17 protein-coding genes are annotated in these 20,514 nt (G+C 65.1%); all 17 read left to right on the top strand.

Features of this window, described 5'->3' with window-relative positions; genetic code table 11:
* Positions 1 to 106 precede the first annotated feature (106 nt).
* The 17 genes from pyrH to tilS all read left to right on the top strand — a co-directional run bounded on the left by pyrH (position 107) and on the right by tilS (position 20,408).
* A complete protein-coding gene (gene pyrH / locus HMPREF1224_RS20920) occupies positions 107 to 844 on the top strand; it encodes a UMP kinase (RefSeq protein WP_003092391.1) in 738 nt (245 codons plus the stop codon).
* Positions 845 to 846: 2 nt separating this feature from the next.
* Entirely contained in the window at positions 847 to 1,404 is a 558-nt protein-coding gene (gene frr, locus HMPREF1224_RS20915) for a ribosome recycling factor (RefSeq protein ID WP_003092390.1), read from the top strand.
* A gap of 15 nt (positions 1,405 to 1,419) precedes the next feature.
* A complete protein-coding gene (uppS, locus tag HMPREF1224_RS20910; RefSeq protein WP_003113863.1) occupies positions 1,420 to 2,175 on the top strand; it encodes a polyprenyl diphosphate synthase in 756 nt (251 codons plus the stop codon).
* The gene (cdsA, locus tag HMPREF1224_RS20905; RefSeq protein ID WP_003092388.1) at positions 2,169 to 2,984 is read left to right on the top strand and encodes a phosphatidate cytidylyltransferase; all 816 of its coding nucleotides are present in this window, start codon (positions 2,169 to 2,171) and stop codon (positions 2,982 to 2,984) included. Before uppS ends, cdsA begins: the two co-directional genes overlap by 7 nt.
* A complete protein-coding gene (gene ispC / locus HMPREF1224_RS20900; RefSeq protein WP_003158292.1) occupies positions 2,981 to 4,171 on the top strand; it encodes a 1-deoxy-D-xylulose-5-phosphate reductoisomerase in 1,191 nt (396 codons plus the stop codon). Before cdsA ends, ispC begins: the two co-directional genes overlap by 4 nt.
* Before the next feature lie 25 nt (positions 4,172 to 4,196).
* The gene (gene rseP / locus HMPREF1224_RS20895) at positions 4,197 to 5,549 is read left to right on the top strand and encodes a sigma E protease regulator RseP (protein ID WP_003098594.1); all 1,353 of its coding nucleotides are present in this window, start codon (positions 4,197 to 4,199) and stop codon (positions 5,547 to 5,549) included.
* 70 nt (positions 5,550 to 5,619) lie between these two features.
* Positions 5,620 to 8,004: an outer membrane protein assembly factor BamA gene (gene bamA, locus HMPREF1224_RS20890; RefSeq protein ID WP_003098590.1), complete on the top strand. Its 2,385-nt coding sequence runs from the start codon at positions 5,620 to 5,622 to the stop codon at positions 8,002 to 8,004.
* A gap of 50 nt (positions 8,005 to 8,054) precedes the next feature.
* Positions 8,055 to 8,561 carry an OmpH/Skp family outer membrane protein gene (locus tag HMPREF1224_RS20885; RefSeq protein WP_003098586.1) on the top strand — a complete coding sequence of 169 codons (507 nt, stop codon included), beginning with the start codon at positions 8,055 to 8,057 and terminating at the stop codon, positions 8,559 to 8,561.
* Positions 8,561 to 9,622 carry a UDP-3-O-(3-hydroxymyristoyl)glucosamine N-acyltransferase gene (lpxD, locus tag HMPREF1224_RS20880; RefSeq protein WP_003098585.1) on the top strand — a complete coding sequence of 354 codons (1,062 nt, stop codon included), beginning with the start codon at positions 8,561 to 8,563 and terminating at the stop codon, positions 9,620 to 9,622. The genes HMPREF1224_RS20885 and lpxD overlap by 1 nt, the downstream gene beginning before the upstream one ends.
* A gap of 46 nt (positions 9,623 to 9,668) precedes the next feature.
* On the top strand, positions 9,669 to 10,109 hold the full coding sequence (gene fabZ, locus HMPREF1224_RS20875; protein WP_003092375.1) for a 3-hydroxyacyl-ACP dehydratase FabZ: 441 nt from the start codon (positions 9,669 to 9,671) through the stop codon (positions 10,107 to 10,109).
* Positions 10,106 to 10,882, top strand: a complete 777-nt coding sequence (gene lpxA / locus HMPREF1224_RS20870; protein WP_003092373.1) for an acyl-ACP--UDP-N-acetylglucosamine O-acyltransferase — start codon at positions 10,106 to 10,108, stop codon at positions 10,880 to 10,882. The genes fabZ and lpxA overlap by 4 nt, the downstream gene beginning before the upstream one ends.
* A 3-nt stretch (positions 10,883 to 10,885) precedes the next feature.
* Positions 10,886 to 12,022, top strand: coding sequence for a lipid-A-disaccharide synthase (gene lpxB, locus HMPREF1224_RS20865; RefSeq protein WP_010793361.1), 1,137 nt, complete (start codon positions 10,886 to 10,888; stop codon positions 12,020 to 12,022).
* Positions 12,022 to 12,627, top strand: coding sequence for a ribonuclease HII (gene rnhB, locus HMPREF1224_RS20860; protein WP_003098580.1), 606 nt, complete (start codon positions 12,022 to 12,024; stop codon positions 12,625 to 12,627). Before lpxB ends, rnhB begins: the two co-directional genes overlap by 1 nt.
* 216 nt (positions 12,628 to 12,843) lie before the next feature.
* Positions 12,844 to 14,259: an alanine/glycine:cation symporter family protein gene (locus HMPREF1224_RS20855; RefSeq protein WP_003092370.1), complete on the top strand. Its 1,416-nt coding sequence runs from the start codon at positions 12,844 to 12,846 to the stop codon at positions 14,257 to 14,259.
* A gap of 129 nt (positions 14,260 to 14,388) precedes the next feature.
* Positions 14,389 to 17,910: a DNA polymerase III subunit alpha gene (gene dnaE, locus HMPREF1224_RS20850; RefSeq protein ID WP_010793360.1), complete on the top strand. Its 3,522-nt coding sequence runs from the start codon at positions 14,389 to 14,391 to the stop codon at positions 17,908 to 17,910.
* A 149-nt stretch (positions 17,911 to 18,059) separates the two neighbouring features.
* Positions 18,060 to 19,010, top strand: a complete 951-nt coding sequence (gene accA, locus HMPREF1224_RS20845) for an acetyl-CoA carboxylase carboxyl transferase subunit alpha (protein ID WP_003109333.1) — start codon at positions 18,060 to 18,062, stop codon at positions 19,008 to 19,010.
* 69 nt (positions 19,011 to 19,079) lie between these two features.
* The gene (gene tilS / locus HMPREF1224_RS20840; RefSeq protein ID WP_010793359.1) at positions 19,080 to 20,408 is read left to right on the top strand and encodes a tRNA lysidine(34) synthetase TilS; all 1,329 of its coding nucleotides are present in this window, start codon (positions 19,080 to 19,082) and stop codon (positions 20,406 to 20,408) included.
* The last annotated feature ends 106 nt before the right edge of the window (positions 20,409 to 20,514 follow it).

The following is a 20,514-nucleotide window of genomic DNA, read 5'->3' as shown; positions in this document are numbered from 1 at the left end:
CGTTGCCGGCCCGCTCGGCGGGCTTGCACGCAACGCAGGCGCAAAGTCGTCTCCGCCCACGACGGCCCGGCCGTCACGTATTTTTATCGCCGCAGGAGAAAAGGTCATGGCTCAGCAACTGAGCGCTCGTCAACCTCGCTATAAACGCATTCTTCTAAAGTTGAGCGGCGAAGCCCTGATGGGCTCGGAGGAGTTCGGCATTGATCCCAAGGTGCTGGACCGCATGGCGCTGGAAATCGGCCAGTTGGTCGGGATCGGCGTGCAGGTCGGCCTGGTCATCGGCGGCGGCAACCTGTTCCGCGGCGCGGCCCTGTCCGCGGCCGGCATGGACCGGGTGACCGGCGACCACATGGGGATGCTGGCCACCGTGATGAACGGCCTGGCGATGCGCGATGCGCTGGAGCGCTCGAACATCCCCGCGCTGGTGATGTCGGCGATCTCCATGGTCGGTGTGACCGACCACTACGACCGCCGCAAGGCCATGCGCCACCTCGGCGGTGGCGAGGTGGTGATCTTCTCCGCCGGTACCGGCAACCCGTTCTTCACCACCGACTCGGCGGCTTGCCTGCGCGCCATCGAGATCGACGCCGACGTGGTCCTTAAGGCTACCAAGGTCGATGGCGTGTACACTGCCGACCCGTTCAAGGACCCGAATGCCGAGAAGTTCGAGCGCCTGACCTATGATGAAGTGCTCGACCGCAAGCTCGGCGTGATGGACCTGACCGCCATCTGCCTGTGCCGTGACCAGAACATGCCGCTGCGGGTGTTCAACATGAACAAGCCGGGCGCATTGCTGAATATTGTTGTTGGTGGTGCCGAAGGCACCCTGATCGAGGAGGGTTGAGAATGATCAACGAGATCAAGAAGGAAGCGCAGGAGCGCATGGGCAAGACCCTGGAAGCGCTGGGCCATGCCTTCGCGAAGATTCGTACCGGTCGCGCGCATCCGAGCATCCTGGATAGCGTGATGGTTTCCTATTACGGGGCCGATACGCCGCTGCGCCAGGTCGCCAACGTCACCGTGGAAGACTCCCGTACCCTGGCCCTGGCCGTGTTCGACAAGAGCATGATCCAGGCGGTCGAGAAGGCCATCATGACCTCCGACCTGGGGCTCAACCCGGCCACCGCCGGCACCACCATCCGCGTACCGATGCCGGCCCTGACCGAGGAGACCCGCAAGGGCTACACCAAGCAGGCGCGTGCCGAGGCCGAGCAGGCGCGGGTTTCCGTGCGCAACATCCGTCGCGATGCGCTGGCCCAGTTGAAGGACCTGCAGAAGGAAAAGGAAATCAGCGAGGACGAAGAGCGCCGCGCCGGCGACGACGTGCAGAAGCTGACCGACAAGTTCATCGGTGAGATCGAGAAGGCACTGGAAGCCAAAGAAGCGGACCTCATGGCTGTCTGAGGCCGGGCTGACGTCATGGAAAAGACCCGGAAGGATGTGTGCGTGCCACGCCACGTGGCCATTATCATGGACGGTAACAATCGCTGGGCGAAGAAGCGTCTTCTGCCCGGCGTTGCCGGCCACAAGGCCGGTGTCGATGCCGTCAGGGCGGTGATCGAGGTCTGCGCCGAGGCAGGGGTCGAGGTCCTCACCCTGTTCGCGTTCTCCAGCGAGAACTGGCAGCGTCCGGCGGACGAAGTCAGCGCGCTGATGGAGCTGTTTCTCGTGGCCCTGCGCCGCGAGGTGCGCAAGCTCGACGAGAACGGCATCCGCCTGCGCATCATCGGCGATCGCACGCGTTTCCATCCGGAGTTGCAGGCGGCCATGCGCGAAGCGGAAGCCGCCACTGCCGGCAATACCCGTTTCCTCCTCCAGGTCGCCGCCAACTACGGCGGCCAGTGGGACATCGTCCAGGCCGCACAGCGCCTGGCGCGCGAGGTCCAGGGCGGGCACCTGGCGGCGGACGATATCTCCGCCGAGCTGCTCCAGGGCTGCCTGGTGACCGGCGACCAGCCGCTGCCCGACCTGTGCATCCGCACCGGTGGCGAGCATCGCATCAGCAATTTCCTTCTCTGGCAGCTGGCCTACGCCGAGCTGTATTTCTCCGACCTGTTCTGGCCCGACTTCAAGCACGCGGCGATGCGGGCTGCCCTGGCGGATTTCTCCAAGCGCCAGCGCCGCTTCGGCAAGACCAGCGAGCAAGTCGAGGCCGAGGCCCGTCCGTCATGCTGAAACAACGGATCATCACGGCGCTGGTGCTTTTGCCCATCGCGCTGGGTGGTTTTTTCCTTCTCGAAGGGGCGTTCTTCGCCCTGTTCATCGGCGCGGTGGTGAGCCTGGGGGCCTGGGAATGGGCGCGCCTGGCCGGCTATGAACAACAGTTCGGTCGCGTTGCCTACGCGGCGACGGTCGCCGTGCTGATGGTCGCTCTCTACCATCTGCCGCAGCTTGCCGGAGCCGTGCTGCTGCTGGCGCTGGTCTGGTGGACGCTGGCCACCGTGCTGGTGCTCACCTACCCGGAAAGCGTCGGCTACTGGGGCGGCCGCTGGCGCCGCCTGGGCATGGGCCTGCTGATCCTGTTGCCGGCCTGGCAGGGGCTGGTCCTGCTCAAGCAGTGGCCGCTGGCCAATGGCCTGATCATCGCCGTGATGGTGCTGGTCTGGGGCGCGGATATCGGCGCCTACTTCTCCGGCAAGGCCTTCGGCAAGCGCAAGCTGGCGCCGCGGGTCAGCCCCGGCAAGAGCTGGGAAGGCGTTTACGGCGGCCTGGCGGCCAGCCTGGCGATCACCCTGGCGGTCGGCCTCTACCGCGGCTGGTCCCTCGGCGCGCTGCTCCTGGCCCTGCTCGGCGCGGCGCTGGTGGTGTTCGTCTCGATCGTCGGCGACCTCACCGAAAGCATGTTCAAGCGCCAATCCGGAATCAAGGACAGCAGCAACCTGCTGCCCGGCCACGGTGGCGTGCTGGATCGCATCGACAGCCTGACGGCAGCCATCCCGGTGTTCGCGGCCCTGCTCTGGGCCGCCGGCTGGGGTGCGCCATGAGTCGACCGCAGCGGATCAGCGTGCTCGGCGCGACCGGCTCGATCGGCCTGAGCACCCTGGACGTCGTCCAGCGTCATCCCGATCGTTACGAGGCCTTCGCCCTGACTGGCTTCAGCCGCCTGGCCGAACTCGAGGCGCTGTGCCTCAGGCACCGCCCCGTCTATGCGGTGGTGCCGGAGCAGGCCGCGGCGATTGCCTTGCAGGGCTCGCTCGCCGCGGCGGGTGTCCGCACCCGGGTGCTGTTCGGCGAGCAGGCGTTGTGCGAAGTGGCCAGCGCGCCCGAAGTGGACATGGTAATGGCGGCCATCGTCGGCGCCGCCGGGCTGCCGTCGACCCTGGCGGCCGTCGAGGCCGGCAAGCGCGTACTGCTGGCCAACAAGGAGGCGCTGGTGATGTCCGGCGCGCTGTTCATGCAGGCGGTCAAGCGCAGCGGCGCGGTGCTCCTGCCGATCGACAGCGAGCACAACGCGATCTTCCAGTCGCTGCCGCGCAATTATGCCGATGGCCTGGAGCGGGTCGGCGTGCGCCGGATCCTCTTGACCGCCTCCGGCGGCCCGTTCCGTGAGACGCCGCTGGAGCAGCTTGCTTCGGTGACGCCGGAGCAGGCTTGTGCGCACCCGAACTGGTCGATGGGGCGGAAGATTTCCGTCGATTCCGCCAGCATGATGAACAAGGGGCTCGAACTGATCGAGGCGTGCTGGCTGTTCGACGCCCAGCCGAGCCAGGTCGAGGTGGTGATCCACCCGCAGAGCGTGATCCACTCGATGGTGGACTACGTCGACGGTTCGGTGATCGCCCAGCTCGGCAATCCGGACATGCGCACGCCGATTTCCTATGCCATGGCCTGGCCGGAGCGAATCGATTCCGGCGTTTCGCCGCTGGATATGTTCGCCGTCGGTCGCCTGGATTTCCAGCGCCCCGACGAGCAGCGCTTCCCCTGCCTGCGCCTGGCGAGCCAGGCCGCGGAAACCGGCGGCAGCGCCCCGGCCATGCTGAATGCCGCGAACGAGGTGGCCGTGGCCGCATTTCTCGAGCGGCACATCCGCTTCAGCGACATCGCGGTTATCATCGAGGACGTGCTGAACCGCGAGGCGGTGACCGCAGTCGAATCGCTCGATCAGGTCCTGGCTGCCGATCGCCGCGCGCGTTCGGTCGCCGGGCAATGGTTGACCCGGCACGCCGGCTAGTCTTCGGACGGCCTGGAGGTAGGAGATGAGTGCGCTTTACATGATCGTCGGCACCCTGGTAGCCCTGGGTGTGCTGGTGACGTTCCACGAATTCGGCCACTTCTGGGTCGCGCGACGCTGCGGGGTGAAGGTCCTGCGCTTCTCCGTCGGCTTCGGCACGCCGCTGGTGCGCTGGCACGACCGGCACGGCACCGAGTTCGTGGTGGCGGCCATTCCGCTGGGCGGCTACGTCAAGATGCTCGACGAGCGCGAGGCGGAAGTACCGGCCCATCTGCTCGAACAGTCCTTCAATCGCAAGACGGTCCGTCAGCGGATCGCCATCGTCGCGGCTGGTCCCATCGCCAATTTCCTACTGGCGATTCTGTTCTTCTGGGTCGTCGCCCTGCTCGGTAGCCAGCAGGTACGCCCGGTCATCGGTTCCGTGGCGCCGGAGAGCCTGGCCGCCCAGGCCGGCCTGGAGGCCGGGCAGGAGCTGCTGGCGGTGGATGGCGAGCCCGTCACCGGCTGGAACGGGGTCAACCTGCAGCTGGTTCGCCGTCTCGGCGAGAGCGGTACGCTGGAAGTGCGGGTGCAGGAAAAAGGCTCGAATGTCGATTCCACCCACCAGGTGCGTCTGGATGGCTGGCTGAAGGGCGAGGACAATCCCGATCCCATCGCCTCGCTGGGCATCCGGCCCTGGCGGCCGGCCTTGCCGCCGGTGCTGGCCGAACTCGACCCCAAGGGGCCGGCGCAGGCCGCCGGACTGAAGCTCGGCGACCGCTTGCAGAGCATCGATGGCATCGCCGTCGACGACTGGCAGCAGGTGGTGGACAGCGTCCGTGCCCGTCCCGGGCAGCGCGTCCAGCTCAAGGTGCTGCGCGACGGCGAAGTGCTGGATGTTGCCCTGGAGCTGGCGGTGCGCGGCGAGGGCAAGGCCCGGAGCGGCTACATGGGGGCGGGGGTCGCCGGTACCGAATGGCCGGCGGAAATGCTCCGCGAAGTGAGCTACGGACCGCTGGAGGCGGTGGGTCAGGCGCTTTCCCGAACCTGGACCATGAGCCTGCTAACGCTCGACTCCATAAAGAAAATGTTGCTCGGCGAGCTCTCGGTAAAAAACTTGAGCGGGCCGATAACCATTGCTAAAGTGGCGGGCGCTTCAGCCCAGTCTGGCGTGGGGGATTTTCTCAATTTCCTGGCCTATCTGAGCATTAGCTTGGGGGTTCTCAACCTGCTGCCGATCCCTGTCCTTGATGGCGGGCATCTGCTGTTCTATCTGGTTGAGTGGGTGCGCGGGCGCCCATTATCCGAACGGGTACAGGCTTGGGGGATGCAGATCGGCATCAGTCTGGTCGTTGGCGTGATGTTGCTCGCTCTGGTCAACGATCTGAGTCGTCTGTAGTCATGTTGAATTCGAATCTGCCGCCCTTTGCGGCAGATTCTCTATTTGTCAGTTGGAAAAAAAGGACTCCATGAAACGCTTTCTGCTACCCGCGCTGCTGTCAGCGCTGATGATCGCCGAGGTTCACGCCGAGTCCTTCACTGTTTCCGATATCCGGGTCAATGGCCTGCAGCGCGTGTCCGCCGGTAGCGTGTTCGCCGCCCTGCCGCTGAACGTCGGCGAGACCATCGACGACCAGGCCCTGGTCCAGGCCACCCGCTCCCTGTTCAAGACCGGCTTCTTCCAGGACATCCAGCTCGGCCGTGATGGCAACGTGCTGGTAGTCACTGTAGTCGAGCGCCCGTCGATCTCCAGCATCGAGATCGAGGGCAACAAGGCGATTTCCAAGGAAGACCTGCTCAAGGGCCTGAAACAGTCCGGCCTGGCCGAGGGCGAGATCTTCCAGCGCGCCACCCTCGAAGGCGTGCGCAACGAGCTGCAACGCCAGTACGTGGCCCAGGGCCGCTACTCGGCCGAGATCAACGCGGAAGTGATCCCGCAGCCGCGCAACCGCGTCGCGCTGAAGATCAACATCAACGAAGGCACGGTCGCCGCGATTTCCCACATCAACGTGGTGGGCAACACCGTCTTCTCCGAAGAAGACCTGACCGACCTGTTCGAACTGAAGACCACCAACTGGCTGTCGTTCTTCAAGAACGACGACAAGTACGCCCGCGAAAAGCTCTCCGGCGACCTCGAGCGCCTGCGCTCCTATTACCTGGACCGCGGCTACATCAACATGGATATCGCCTCCACCCAGGTATCCATCACCCCGGACAAGAAGCACGTCTACATCACCGTCAACATCAACGAGGGTGAGAAGTACACCATCCGCGACGTGAAGCTGACCGGCGACCTGAAGGTGCCGGAAGAGGAAGTGAAGCGCCTGCTGCTGGTACAGAAGGGCCAGGTGTTCTCGCGCAAGGTGATGACCACCACCTCCGACCTGATCACCCGTCGCCTGGGCAACGAGGGCTACACCTTCGCCAACGTCAACGGCGTGCCGGAAGCCCATGACGACGACAAGACCGTCTCGGTGACCTTCGTCGTCGACCCGGGCAAGCGCGCCTACGTCAACCGCATCAATTTCCGCGGCAACACCAAGACCGAAGACGAAGTGCTGCGCCGCGAAATGCGCCAGATGGAAGGCGGCTGGGCCTCCACCTACCTGATCGACCAGTCCAAGGCCCGCCTGGAGCGCCTCGGCTACTTCAAGGAAGTCAACGTCGAGACCCCGGCGGTTCCCGGCACCGACGACCAGGTCGACGTCAACTACAGCGTCGAAGAGCAACCGTCCGGCTCGATCACCGCCAGCGTCGGCTTCGCCCAGAGCGCCGGCCTGATCCTCGGCGGCTCGATCAGCCAGAACAACTTCCTGGGTACCGGCAACAAGGTCAGCATCGGCCTGACCCGCAGCGAATACCAGACCCGCTACAACTTCGGCTTCGTCGACCCCTACTGGACCGTCGACGGCGTCAGCCTCGGCTACAACGCCTTCTACCGGAAGACCGACTACGACGAACTCGACGTCGACGTCGCCAGCTACTCGGTGAACAGCCTGGGCGCCGGCATGAGCATCGGCTACCCGATCAGCGAGACCTCGCGCCTGACCTATGGCCTGAGCGTGCAGCGCGACCAGATCGACACCGGCCGCTACACCGTGGACGAGATCTACGACTTCCTCGACAAGGAAGGCGACAACTTCACCAACTTCAAGGCTTCCATCGGCTGGTCCGAATCGACCCTGAACAAGGGCGTGCTGGCCACCCGTGGTCACTCGCAGAGCCTGACCCTGGAAACCACCCTGCCGGGCAGCGACCTGTCGTTCTACAAGATCGACTACCGCGGCCAGGTCTTCGCCCCGCTGACCGACAACTACACCATGCGCTTCCACACCGAGCTGGGCTATGGCGACGGCTACGGATCCACCGAGCGCCTGCCGTTCTACGAGAACTACTACGCCGGCGGCTTCAACTCGGTGCGGGGCTTCAAGGACAGCACGCTGGGGCCTCGTAGTACCCCCTCTAGGGCTTACAAGGATGGGAAGATCATTCCTGGGCCTGATGAGCGTGGTCGCTACACCGACCCGGACCAGGATCCCGAAGCCTTCGGTGGTAACATCCTGATCACCGGCGGCGCCGAGCTGCTGTTCCCGCTGCCGTTCGTCAAGGACCAGCGCCAGTTGCGTACCGTGCTGTTCTGGGACGTGGGTAGCACCTTCGATACCGACTGCCCGACCAAGACCACCACCAACTGCGACGGCATCAAGACCGACAACCTCGCCAGTTCCGTGGGCGTCGGCCTGACCTGGATCACCGCGCTGGGCCCGCTGAGCTTCAGCCTGGCGACGCCGATCAAGAAGCCGGACAACGCGGAAACCCAGGTCTTCCAGTTCTCCCTGGGCCAGACCTTCTGATTTGTACGTAGTACCGAGTAACGAAACCATGCTTTGTGCAGGAGTGCATCGTGCGTAAGTTCACCCAGTTCGTCCTGATCACCGCAGCCATCATGGCGGCTCCTTCGGCGTTCGCTGAAATGAAGATCGCGGTGCTCAACTACCAGATGGCGCTGCTCGAGTCCGATGCCGCCAAGCAATACGCCGTGGATGCCGAGAAGAAGTTCGGCCCCCAGCTGAACAAGCTGAAGAACCTCGAGCGCGACGCCAAGGCTCTGCAGGACAAGCTGGTTTCCAACGGCAGCAAGATGTCCCAGGGCGACCGCGAGAAGGCCGAGCTGGACTTCAAGCAGAAGGCCCGTGACTTCCAGTTCCAGTCCAAGGAATTGAACGAGTCGAAGGCCGCCGCCGACCGCGACATGCTGAAGAAACTCAAGCCGAAGCTGGACCAGGCCGTCGAGGAGACCATCAAGAAAGGTGGTTACGACATGGTCATCGAACGTGGCGCCGTGGTCGACGTCAAGCCGCAATACGACATCACCCGCCAGGTGATCGAGCGGATGAACCAGCTGCGTTGATGATGAGTACCTTGTCCTACACCCTGGGCCAGCTGGCCGCGCATGTCGGCGCGGAAGTCCGTGGCGACGCGGACCTGCCGATCCAGGGCCTGGCGACCTTGCAGGAGGCCGGACCGGCTCAGCTGAGCTTCCTGGCCAACCCGCAGTATCGCAAGTACCTGCCCGAAAGCCGTGCCGGCGCCGTCCTGCTGACGGCTGCCGACGCCGACGGGTTCGCCGGTACCGCGCTGGTGGTGGCCAACCCCTACCTGGCCTATGCCAGCCTGTCGCACCTGTTCGATCGCAAACCGAAGGCGGCTGCCGGTATCCATCCTACCGCCATCGTCGCGGCGGACGCCGAGGTCGATCCGAGCGCCAGCGTCGGCGCCTATGCGGTGATCGAGAGTGGCGCCCGCATCGGCGCTGGCGTCAGCATCGGCGCGCACTGCGTGATCGGAGCCCGTAGCGTGATCGGCGAAGGCGGCTGGCTGGCGCCGCGGGTCACGCTCTACCACGACGTCACCATCGGCGCGCGGGTGAGTATCCAGTCGGGCGCGGTGATCGGCGGCGAAGGTTTCGGTTTCGCCAACGAGAAGGGCGTCTGGCAGAAGATCGCCCAGATCGGCGGGGTGACCATCGGTGACGACGTCGAGATCGGCGCGAACACCACCATCGACCGTGGAGCACTGTCCGATACGCTGATCGGCAACGGTGTGAAGCTGGACAACCAGATCATGATCGCGCACAACGTGCAGATCGGCGATCATACCGCCATGGCCGCTTGCGTCGGCATTTCCGGCAGCGCCAAGATCGGCAGGCATTGCATGCTCGCCGGCGGCGTTGGCCTGGTCGGCCATATCGAGATCTGCGACAACGTTTTCGTGACCGGCATGACCATGGTGACCCGCTCGATCACCGAGCCGGGATCGTATTCCTCCGGTACCGCCATGCAACCGGCGGCCGAATGGAAAAAAAGCGCCGCGCGCATTCGTCAACTGGACGACATGGCGCGTCGACTTCAGCAGCTGGAAAAACGCCTGGCTGCCGTGACCTCAAGCGGTGACGCTTCATCTGATGCGTAATTGACGTTTTTTTGCGTCACCCTTTTCTGAACAGGCTCCCCCTAACATGATGGACATCAACGAGATTCGCGAATACCTGCCTCATCGCTATCCTTTCCTGCTGGTGGATCGGGTGGTAGAGCTGGACATCGAGGGCAAGCGCATTCGCGCCTACAAGAATGTCAGTATCAATGAGCCGTTCTTCAACGGACATTTCCCCGAGCACCCGATCATGCCGGGCGTGCTGATCATCGAGGCGATGGCCCAGGCGGCCGGTATCCTCGGTTTCAAGATGCTCGACGTGAAGCCCGCCGACGGCACCCTTTACTACTTCGTCGGTTCGGACAAGCTGCGCTTCCGCCAGCCGGTCCTGCCGGGCGACCAACTGCAACTGCACGCCAAGTTCATCAGCGTGAAGCGCAGCATCTGGAAATTCGACTGCCACGCTACCGTCGACGACAAGCCGGTATGCTCGGCTGAAATCATCTGTGCGGAACGCAAACTATGAGTTTGATCGATCCTCGCGCCATCATCGATCCGAGCGCCAGGCTGGCGGCTGACGTCCAGGTGGGCCCGTGGTCCATCGTCGGGGCGGAAGTGGAGATCGGTGAAGGGACGGTGATCGGTCCGCACGTGGTGCTCAAGGGCCCCACGAAGATCGGCAAGCACAACCGCATCTACCAGTTTTCCAGCGTCGGCGAGGATACTCCCGACCTGAAATACAAGGGCGAGCCGACGCGCCTGGTGATCGGTGACCACAACGTGATCCGCGAAGGCGTGACCATCCATCGCGGAACCGTCCAGGATCGCGCGGAAACCACCATTGGCGACCACAACCTGATCATGGCCTATGCGCACATCGGCCATGACAGCGTGATCGGCAACCATTGCATCCTGGTGAACAACACGGCGCTGGCCGGGCATGTCCACGTGGACGACTGGGCGATCCTGTCCGGCTACACCCTGGTGCACCAGTACTGCCGGATCGGCGCGCACAGCTTTTCCGGCATGGGCAGCGCCATCGGCAAGGACGTCCCGGCCTACGTGACGGTCTTCGGCAACCCGGCCGAAGCCCGCAGCATGAACTTCGAAGGCATGCGTCGGCGCGGCTTCAGCAGCGAGGCCATCCATGCCCTGCGGCGTGCCTACAAGGTGGTCTATCGCCAGGGACATACCGTCGAGGAAGCCCTGGCCGAGCTGGCCGAAAGCGCTGCCCAGTTCCCCGAGGTCGCGGTGTTCCGTGATTCCATCCAGAGCGCAACCCGCGGCATCACCCGCTGAGCCATGGCTGACGGATTACGCGTAGCCCTGGTCGCCGGCGAGGCCTCCGGCGACATCCTCGGGGCCGGACTGATGCAGGCGCTGCGGGCGCGGCACCCGGATATCGAGTTCATCGGCGTCGGTGGGCCGCGCATGGAGGCCGAAGGGCTGTCCAGCTATTTCCCCATGGAGCGCCTGTCGGTAATGGGCCTGGTCGAAGTGCTGGGCAGGCTGCCGGAGTTGTTGCGACGGCGCAAGCGCCTGATCCGCACGCTCATCGAGGCCCGGCCGGATGTGATGATCGGCATCGACGCTCCCGACTTCACCCTCGGCGTCGAACACAAGCTGCGCCAGGCTGGCCTGCGCACCGTGCATTACGTCAGCCCTTCGGTATGGGCCTGGCGGCAGAAGCGGGTGCTGAAGATTCGCGAAGCCTGCGACCTGATGCTGGCATTGTTCCCCTTCGAAGCACGTTTCTACGAAGAGCATGGGGTGCCTGTGCGTTTCGTCGGCCACCCCCTGGCCAACACCATTCCCCCGGAGGCGGATCGCGCTGCGGCCCGCGCGGGGCTCGGATTGCCGGCGGACGGACAGGTGCTGGCGCTGATGCCTGGCAGTCGCGGCGGCGAGGTCGGCAAGCTCGGCGCCTTGTTCCTCGACACCGCCCAGCGCCTGCTCGTCGAACGGCCGGGCCTGCGTTTCGTGCTGCCCTGCGCCAGCGCTGCACGGCGCGAACAGATCGAGCAGATGCTCCAGGGCCGCGAGCCTCTGCCGCTGACGCTGCTCGACGGCGCTTCCCATGAAGCGCTTGCCGCCTGCGATGCGGTGCTGATCGCCTCCGGTACCGCGACCCTCGAGGCGCTGCTCTACAAGCGGCCCATGGTGGTGGCTTATCGGGTCGCCGGGCTGACGTACCGGATTCTCAAGCGCCTGGTGAAAAGCCCGTACATCTCCCTGCCGAACCTGTTGGCCGGACGCCTGTTGGTGCCGGAACTGATCCAGGACGCCGCCACCCCGCAAGCGCTAGCCGCAACCCTCTCGCCGCTGCTGGACGACGGCTCGCAGCAGGTGGAATTCTTCGATGCCATCCATCGGGCCTTGCGCCAGGATGCCTCGGCACAGGCGGCGGAAGCCGTCCTGCAACTGGTGGAGCGCCGCTGATGCAACTGGGTCTGGATTTCAATCTGGTGGAGGATCTGGTCGCGGGCGTCGACGAGGTCGGTCGCGGTCCGTTGTGCGGCCCGGTGGTCACCGCCGCGGTGATTCTCGACCCGAGCCGCCCGATCCTCGGCCTGAACGACTCGAAGAAGCTCAGCGAAGCCCGCCGCGAGGCGCTGTTCGAAGAGATCCGCGAGAAGGCCCTGGCCTGGTGCATCGCCCGCGCCGAGGTCGAGGAGATCGACCGGCTGAACATTCTGCATGCCACCATGCTCGCCATGCAGCGCGCGGTCGAAGGCCTCAGCGTGACTCCGCGGCTGGCCCTGATCGACGGCAATCGTTGTCCGAAACTGGCGGTGCCCTGCGCGCCGGTGGTCAAGGGCGACAGCCAGGTGCCGGCGATCGCTGCGGCGTCGATCCTGGCCAAGGTCAGTCGCGACCGGGAAATGGTCGAGCTGGACCGGGTCTATCCGGGCTATGGCATGGCCGGGCACAAGGGATATCCGACCGCGGTCCATCTCGAGGCGCTTTCCCGCCTCGGCCCGACGCCGATCCATCGACGCTCGTTTGCGCCGGTTCGCGAATTGCTGGACGTCTCTGTTCAATAATTGAACGGATGTCGCGTGACTGACCGTATCTGTCGCCTGGTGACAAGCGGCGAGCGACGTCAATAGCGGAAAGTCCTGCCCCTTCCTGCCAAGTGCCATTCACAGCGAAATTTCCTTCGGCTCGCACGTCATTCCGTGTGTGTCCGAAACACGCGGCCTTCTACCCGGGAGGTCGGCTGACAACAATCCGCCACAAGCGGAACAGGGGAGTTATCCATGCAAGAATTCGCCACTCAGGTCGTCGACCTGCTCAACGGCCTTATCTGGGGCAAGATCCTCATCTGGCTGCTGGTCGGTTGCGGCCTGTACTTCACCGTGCGCCTGGGGCTGATCCAGTTCCGCCACTTCGGTCATACCTTCAGCGTGCTCAAGGGCAGCCGCCAGTCGGACGACTCGGGAATCTCCTCGTTCCAGGCGCTCTGCACCTCTCTGGCGGCGCGGGTCGGTACCGGCAACGTCGCCGGCGTGGCGGTAGCGATCACGCTCGGCGGTCCCGGCGCAGTGTTCTGGATGTGGGCGATCGCCCTGGTGGGGATGGCGACCGGCTTCGTCGAGGCGACCCTGGCCCAGTTGTTCAAGATTCGCGACGACAAGGGCCAGTTCCGTGGCGGCCCGGCCTACTACATGGAGAAGGGCCTGGGCGCGCGCTGGATGGGCATCCTGTTCTCGATCTTCCTGATCATCGCCTTCGGTTTCGTCTTCAACTCGGTGCAGGCCAATACCATCACCGGTGCCATGCAGGGCGCCTTCGGCGTGCCGACCTGGATCAGCGGCATCGCCGTGGTGATCCTCACCGCGTTGATCATCTTCGGCGGCCTGCGTTCCATCGCGCGCTTCTCCGAACTGGCGGTACCCTTCATGGCGGTGGCCTACCTGCTGCTGGCGGTGGGCATCATCCTGTTCAACCTCAGCGAACTGCCGGGCGTCCTGGCGATGGTGGTGAAGAGTGCCTTCGGCTGGCACGAGGCCGCCGCCGGCGGCATCGGCGCGGCGATCCTCAACGGCTTCAAGCGCGGCCTGTTCTCCAACGAAGCAGGCATGGGCTCGGCGCCCAACGCCGCCGCCTCGGCCACGCCCTATCCGCCGCACCCGGCGTCCCAGGGCTACGTGCAGATGGCCGGCGTGTTCATCGATACCCTGCTGATCTGTACCGCTTCCGCCGCCATCATCCTGCTGGCCGGACCGCAGGAAGGCGAGGGCATCATGCTGGTGCAGAATGCCCTGACCAGCCAGGTCGGCGATTGGGGCCGCTATTTCCTGGCGGTGATCATCCTGTTCTTCGCCTTCACCTCGATCGTCGCCAACTACTTCTATGCCGAGAACTGCCTGGTATTCCTCGAGCACAACCACCTGGCGGGCCTGTTGATCTTCCGCCTGATCGTGCTGGCGATGGTGATGTTCGGCGCGCTGGCTTCGCTGCCGTTCGTCTGGAACCTTGCCGACGTGTCGATGGGCCTGATGGCGATCACCAACCTGATCGCCATCCTGCTGCTGTCCAACCTCGCGATCAAGCTGGCCAAGGACTACAACGCCCAGCGCAAGGCCGGCAAGCTGCCGACCTTCGACGCCAGCCAGTTCCCGGAAGTCCAGCAGAAGCTCGAGCCGGGCATCTGGGACGACCGCCGCGCCTGAGCGCGGGGCGGGCGAGGCTTCTCGGCGCAGCCGAGGCGCATCGTCCGCTCTTGAACCTGTAGCTTTGCCACCGGGCCCGGTACAATCCGGGCCTTGTCGTTTTTGCGTTATTTCTGCTCCGGGGCCTTCATGACCGTATCCTTCGTTCACCTGCGTCTGCATACCGAATTCTCCCTGGTCGACGGCCTGGTCCGGGTCAAGCCCCTGGCCAAGGCAGTGGCAGGGCTGGGCATGCCGGCGGTGGCGGTCACCGACCAGAGCAACATGTGCTCGCTGGTGAAGTTCTACAAGACCGCCATGGGCGCCGGCATCAAGCCGATCTGCGGAGCCGACATCTGGCTCGCCAGCCGCGAGGAAGATGGCCCGCTCAGTCGCCTGAGCCTGCTGGCGATGAACGCGAAGGGCTATCGCAACCTCACCGAGCTGATTTCCCGCGGTTGGAGCGAAGGCCAGCGCAACGGCGAGATCATCATCGAGCGCGACTGGGTCAAGGAGGCGGCGGAAGGCCTGATCGCGCTGTCCGCGGCCAAGGAGGGCGAGATCGGCCACGCGCTGCTCGATGGCGAGGAAGCCAAGGCCGAGGCGCTGTTGCGCGAGTGGATGGAGGTGTTCCCCGGGCGCTTCTACGTCGAAGTGCAACGTACCAGCCGGGTCAACGACGAGGAGCACCTCCACGCGGCGGTGGCTTTGGCGTCACGCTGCAACGCGCCGCTGGTGGCGACCAACGACGTGCGCTTCATCAAGCAGGAGGACTTCGAGGCCCACGAGACCCGCGTCTGCATCGGCGAGGGGCGGACTCTCGACGATCCGCGGCGGCCGCGTACCTATTCGGACCAGCAATACCTGAAGTCGCCGGCGGAAATGGCCGAGCTGTTCAGCGACCTGCCGGAAGCGTTGGAAAACACCGTCGAGATCGCCAAGCGCTGCAACATCGAGGTGCAGCTGGGCAAGTACTTCCTGCCGGACTTCCCCACGCCCAATGGCATGGGCATCGACGACTACCTGCGGCACGCCTCCTTCGAAGGTCTCGAGGAGCGCCTGGAGGTGCTGTTGCCGAAGGACACCCCGGACTACGAGGCCAAGCGCCAGGTCTATGTCGATCGCCTGAACTTCGAACTCGATATCATCATCCAGATGGGTTTCCCCGGTTACTTCCTCATCGTGATGGACTTCATCAAGTGGGCGAAGAACAACGGCGTACCGGTAGGCCCCGGGCGGGGCTCGGGCGCCGGCTCGCTGGTGGCCTACGTGCTGAAGATCACCGACCTCGATCCGCTGGCCTATGACCTGCTGTTCGAACGTTTCCTCAACCCGGAACGGATCTCCATGCCCGACTTCGACGTCGACTTCTGCATGGAGGGCCGCGACCGGGTGATCGACTACGTGGCCGACGCCTACGGGCGCAACGCGGTGAGCCAGATCATCACCTTCGGCACCATGGCGGCGAAGGCGGTGGTACGCGACGTGGCGCGGGTCCAGGGCAAGTCCTACGGTCTCGCCGACCGGCTGTCGAAGATGATCCCGTTCGAAGTCGGCATGACCCTGGATAAGGCCTACGAGCAGGAAGAAATGCTCCGCGACTTCCTCAAGAGCGACGAGGAAGCCGCCGAGATCTGGGAGATGGCCCTCAAGCTGGAAGGCATCACCCGCGGTACCGGCAAGCACGCCGGTGGCGTGGTGATCGCGCCGACCAAGCTGACCGACTTCTCGCCGATCGCCTGCGACGAGGAAGGCGGCGGCCTGGTGACCCAGTTCGACAAGGACGACGTGGAGGCGGCCGGCCTGGTGAAGTTCGACTTCCTCGGCCTGCGGACCCTGACCATCATCAAGTGGGCGATGGAGATCATCAACCGCGAGCAGGCCAAGAAGGGTCTGGAGCCGGTGAACATCGACTTCATCCCGCTGGACGACAAGCCGACCTATTCGCTGCTGCAGAAGGCCGAGACCACTGCGGTATTCCAGCTCGAATCGCGCGGCATGAAGGAGCTGATCAAGAAGCTCAAGCCGGACTGCCTGGAAGACCTCATCGCACTGGTGGCGCTGTTCCGCCCGGGTCCTCTGCAGTCGGGCATGGTGGACGACTTCATCAACCGCAAGCACGGTCGCGCCGAGCTGTCCTATCCGCACCCCGATTACCAGTACGCCGGCCTGGAGCCGGTGCTCAAGCCCACCTACGGCATCATCCTGTACCAGGAACAGGTGATGCAGATCGCCCAGGTCATGGCCGGCTATACCCTCGGTGGCGCGGACATGCTGCGCCGGGCGATGGGCAAGAAGAAGCCCGAGGAAATGGCCAAGCAGCGCGGCGGTTTCATCGAGGGTTGCAAGAACAACGGCATCGATGCCGACCTCGCGGGCAACATCTTCGACCTGGTGGAAAAATTCGCCGGCTACGGCTTCAACAAGTCGCACTCGGCAGCCTACGGCCTGGTCTCCTACCAGACCGCCTGGCTGAAGACCCACTTCCCGGCGCCGTTCATGGCCGCGGTACTCACCGCGGATATGCAGAACACCGACAAGGTGGTGACGCTGATCGAAGAATGCCGGCACATGAAGCTGCGCATCGTGGCGCCGGACGTGAACAACTCCGAGTTCCGCTTCACCGTCGACGACGATGGCCGGATCGTCTATGGCCTGGGCGCGATCAAGGGCGTCGGCGAGGGGCCGGTGGAGGCGATCACCGAATGCCGCGCCGAAGGCGGGCCGTTCAACACCCTGTTCGACTTCTGCGACCGCGTCGACCTGAAACGCATCAACAAGCGCACCCTGGAAGCGCTGATCCGCGCCGGTGCGCTGGATCGCCTGGGGCCGCACTACCACGACGAGCTAAAGGCCTACCAGGCTACCGTCGACCTCAACCGCGCCGTGCTGCTGGCGGCGATGGAGGAAGCGATCCAGGCCGCCGAGCAGACCGCGCGCAGCCACGACAGCGGGCACATGGACCTGTTCGGCGGAGTCTTCGCCGAGCCGGAGGCGGATGTCTACGCCAACCACCGCAAGGTCAAGGAGCTGACCCTCAAGGAACGCCTGAAGGGCGAGAAGGACACCCTCGGCCTGTACCTGACCGGCCATCCGATCGACGAGTACGAAGGCGAGGTGCGGCGCTTCGCCCGCCAGCGCATCGTCGAGCTGAAGCCGGCGCGCGATACCCAGACGGTGGCCGGGCTGATCGTCAACCTGCGGGTGATGAAGAACAAGAAGGGCGACAAGATGGGCTTCGTCACCCTCGACGACCGCTCCGGACGGATCGAGGCCTCGCTGTTCTCCGAAGCCTTCGCCGCGGCCCAGTCGCTGCTGCAGACCGACGCGCTGGTGGTGGTCGAGGGCGAGGTCAGCCAGGACGACTTCTCCGGCGGACTGCGCCTGCGCGCCAAGCGCGTGATGAGCCTGGAGGAGGCGCGTACCGGCCTGGCGGAGAGCCTGCGGATGAAGCTGCACGCCGACCTGTTGAAGGGCGATCGCCTGCGCTGGCTGGGCGAGCTGTTCAACCGCCATCGCGGTTCCTGCCCGATCACCCTGGACTACACCAGCGCCGACGCCAAGGCCCTGCTGCAGTTCGGCGAGAGCTGGCGGGTGGATCCGGCGGACGATCTGATCCAGGCATTGCGTGACCAGTTCGGGCGCGACAACGTCTTCCTCAATTATCGTTAATCGCGATGGGCGATAACGCCGTTGTTCCGCGCTCTGCGGCGGGAAAACGCGGATCGCCCTTGCTCCCGGCTCGACCCCTGGCGCCCGATCCCGTAAGGTAGGGCGCCAAACGGAAACGGCCCACTAGAATCTGCGCACGACGGAAGCCTATGAACCCGAACTTTCTTGATTTCGAACAGCCGATCGCCGACCTGCAAGCCAAGATCGAAGAGCTGCGCCTGGTGGGCAACGACAATGCGCTGAACATCAGCGACGAAATCTCGCGTCTGCAGGACAAGAGCAAGGCGCTCACCGAAAACATCTTCGGCAATCTGTCCAGTTGGCAGATCGCCCAGCTCGCGCGCCATCCCAAGCGTCCCTATACCCTCGACTACATCGGCTACCTGTTCAGCGATTTCGAGGAACTGCACGGCGACCGGCATTTCGCCGACGACCCGGCGATCGTCGGTGGCGTTGCCCGCCTCGACGGTTCCCCGGTGATGGTCATCGGCCACCAGAAAGGCCGCGAAGTCCGTGAGAAGGTCCGGCGCAACTTCGGCATGCCGCGTCCGGAAGGCTATCGCAAGGCCTGCCGCCTGATGGAAATGGCCGAACGCTTCAAGATGCCGATCCTCACCTTCATCGACACGCCCGGCGCCTACCCGGGCATCGATGCCGAGGAACGCGGCCAGAGCGAGGCGATCGCCTGGAACCTGCGGGTGATGGCGCGACTGAAGACGCCGATCATCGCCACCGTGATCGGCGAGGGCGGTTCCGGCGGCGCGCTGGCCATCGGTGTCTGCGACCAGTTGAACATGCTGCAATACTCCACCTATTCGGTGATCTCGCCGGAAGGCTGCGCCTCCATCCTCTGGAAGACCGCCGAGAAGGCGCCGGAAGCCGCCGAGGCCATGGGCATCACCGCCGAGCGCCTGAAAGGCCTGGGCATCGTCGACAAGGTCATCGACGAACCGCTGGGCGGCGCCCATCGCGATCCGGCGAGCATGGCCGAATCGATCCGTGGCGAACTGCTGGCGCAACTGAAGATGCTCCAGGGCCTGGAAATGGGTGAGTTGCTGGAGCGTCGTTACGACCGCCTGATGAGCTACGGCGCGCCGTAAGCCATCCGGCGCACTGGTACGATCGACAAGCCCGGCATTCGCCGGGCTTGTCGCATGAGGAGCGCAAGCATGCCGGCGGTGCCGCTCGAATCCCGTCTGTTACAGGCCCTGGCGCCCTGGCGCGAAGCGGGGGGCTGGTGCGTGGCGTTTTCCGGCGGGCTGGATTCCACGGTGTTGCTGCATCTGCTCGCCCAACTGGCCCGGAGCGAAGCCTTGCCGGCGCTGTCGGCGCTGCATGTCCACCATGGCTTGCAGGCTGCGGCGGACGGTTGGCCGGCGCACTGCCAGGCGGTCTGCCGATCGCTGGGTATCCCGCTGCGGGTCGAGCGGGTGCAGGTCGCCGTTGGCGGCAGCATCGAGCAGGCGGCGCGCGACGCCCGCTATCGCGCATTCCAGGCGAACCTGGGCGAGGGACAGGTGCTGCTCACCGCGCAGCACCTCGACGACCAGGCCGAGACCTTGCTGTTCCGCCTGTTGCGTGGAGCGGGCCTGCGCGGCCTGGCGGCGATGCCGGTGAGCCGGCCGCTGGGCGGCGGCCGCCTGTGCCGACCCTTGCTCGGGGTTTCCCGCGCCGAACTGGAAGCCTATGCGCAGACGCACCGGCTGGACTGGGTGGAGGATCCTTCCAACCAGGATCCGCGCTTCTCGCGCAACTACCTGCGCCGGGAGATCATGCCGCGTCTCGCCTCCCACTGGCCGCAGGCCGTCGCCGGCATGGCGCGCTGCGCGGCGCATCTGCGCGAGGCCGAAGACCTGCTGGCTGAACTGGCCGCCATCGACCTCCGGGCCTGCCGCCAACCCTCGGAACTGGATTGGCCGGACTGGCTGGATCTGCCCCGGATCGCCCTGGAGCCTCTGCGCCGCCTCAGCGCTGCGCGCCAGCGCAACCTGCTGCGGGCCTGGCTGGGACAGCTGACGCGGTTGCCGGACAGCGACCACTGGGCCGGCTGGGAGTCGTTGCGCGATGCCGGCGACGATGCCGACCCGATCTGGCGCCTGGAGAGCGGCGAGCTGCGTCGCGGCGCGGGGCGGATCTGGTGGTTGCCGGCGGACTGGCGGGCGGCGGCGGGACCGTTCGTCTGGGAGCGTCCCGCTCATCCATTGCTTCTTCCCGGCAATGGTCGGCTGGCGTTGCTCGGCGAGGTTCCGGCGGGACCGTTGCGCGTCGACTACCGGCGGGGTGGGGAGGTGCTGGCCCTGGCCGGGCGCGGTCGCCGCGACCTCAAGCGATTGCTCAACGAAGCGGGCGTACCGAGCTTCCTACGCGGTCGTTTGCCGCTGCTCTTCCGAGCCGACGAACTGCTCGCGGTGGCCAACATTCCTGGCCTGGACAGTCCCCGCGAGGGGGGCTGGCGACTGTCCTGGAGCCCGCCGACGAACGACCCGGGTTTGAGCTAGTAAGCCGTTTCCAGTAGACTACGCTCCCGTCTTGTACTGCTCCCGCCGATTCCCTCCGGAATCAGCAGGAGTTTGCTTTGCCCACGGATTTGTCCGTGGCGGGAGC

Source organism: Pseudomonas sp. P179 (assembly GCF_000478485.2).
In the GTDB taxonomy this organism is placed as follows: Bacteria; Pseudomonadota; Gammaproteobacteria; order Pseudomonadales; family Pseudomonadaceae; genus Pseudomonas; species Pseudomonas aeruginosa.
Note: the sequence above shows the minus strand (reverse complement) of the source record. Positions and strands in the feature narration are given on the sequence as shown.

Excerpts from the sequence above, each read along its gene's own strand:
- frr (WP_003092390.1), top strand. The coding sequence starts at position 847 with ATGATCAACGAGATCAAGAAGGAAGCGCAGGAGCGCATGGGCAAGACC.
- accA (WP_003109333.1), top strand. The coding sequence starts at position 18,060 with ATGAACCCGAACTTTCTTGATTTCGAACAGCCGATCGCCGACCTGCAA.
- cdsA (WP_003092388.1), top strand. The coding sequence starts at position 2,169 with ATGCTGAAACAACGGATCATCACGGCGCTGGTGCTTTTGCCCATCGCG.
- dnaE (WP_010793360.1), top strand. The coding sequence starts at position 14,389 with ATGACCGTATCCTTCGTTCACCTGCGTCTGCATACCGAATTCTCCCTG.
- uppS (WP_003113863.1), top strand. The coding sequence starts at position 1,420 with ATGGAAAAGACCCGGAAGGATGTGTGCGTGCCACGCCACGTGGCCATT.
- ispC (WP_003158292.1), top strand. The coding sequence starts at position 2,981 with ATGAGTCGACCGCAGCGGATCAGCGTGCTCGGCGCGACCGGCTCGATC.
- HMPREF1224_RS20855 (WP_003092370.1), top strand. The coding sequence starts at position 12,844 with ATGCAAGAATTCGCCACTCAGGTCGTCGACCTGCTCAACGGCCTTATC.
- lpxA (WP_003092373.1), top strand. The coding sequence starts at position 10,106 with ATGAGTTTGATCGATCCTCGCGCCATCATCGATCCGAGCGCCAGGCTG.
- fabZ (WP_003092375.1), top strand. The coding sequence starts at position 9,669 with ATGATGGACATCAACGAGATTCGCGAATACCTGCCTCATCGCTATCCT.
- pyrH (WP_003092391.1), top strand. The coding sequence starts at position 107 with ATGGCTCAGCAACTGAGCGCTCGTCAACCTCGCTATAAACGCATTCTT.
- tilS (WP_010793359.1), top strand. The coding sequence starts at position 19,080 with ATGCCGGCGGTGCCGCTCGAATCCCGTCTGTTACAGGCCCTGGCGCCC.
- rnhB (WP_003098580.1), top strand. The coding sequence starts at position 12,022 with ATGCAACTGGGTCTGGATTTCAATCTGGTGGAGGATCTGGTCGCGGGC.
- rseP (WP_003098594.1), top strand. The coding sequence starts at position 4,197 with ATGAGTGCGCTTTACATGATCGTCGGCACCCTGGTAGCCCTGGGTGTG.
- lpxD (WP_003098585.1), top strand. The coding sequence starts at position 8,561 with ATGATGAGTACCTTGTCCTACACCCTGGGCCAGCTGGCCGCGCATGTC.
- bamA (WP_003098590.1), top strand. The coding sequence starts at position 5,620 with ATGAAACGCTTTCTGCTACCCGCGCTGCTGTCAGCGCTGATGATCGCC.
- lpxB (WP_010793361.1), top strand. The coding sequence starts at position 10,886 with ATGGCTGACGGATTACGCGTAGCCCTGGTCGCCGGCGAGGCCTCCGGC.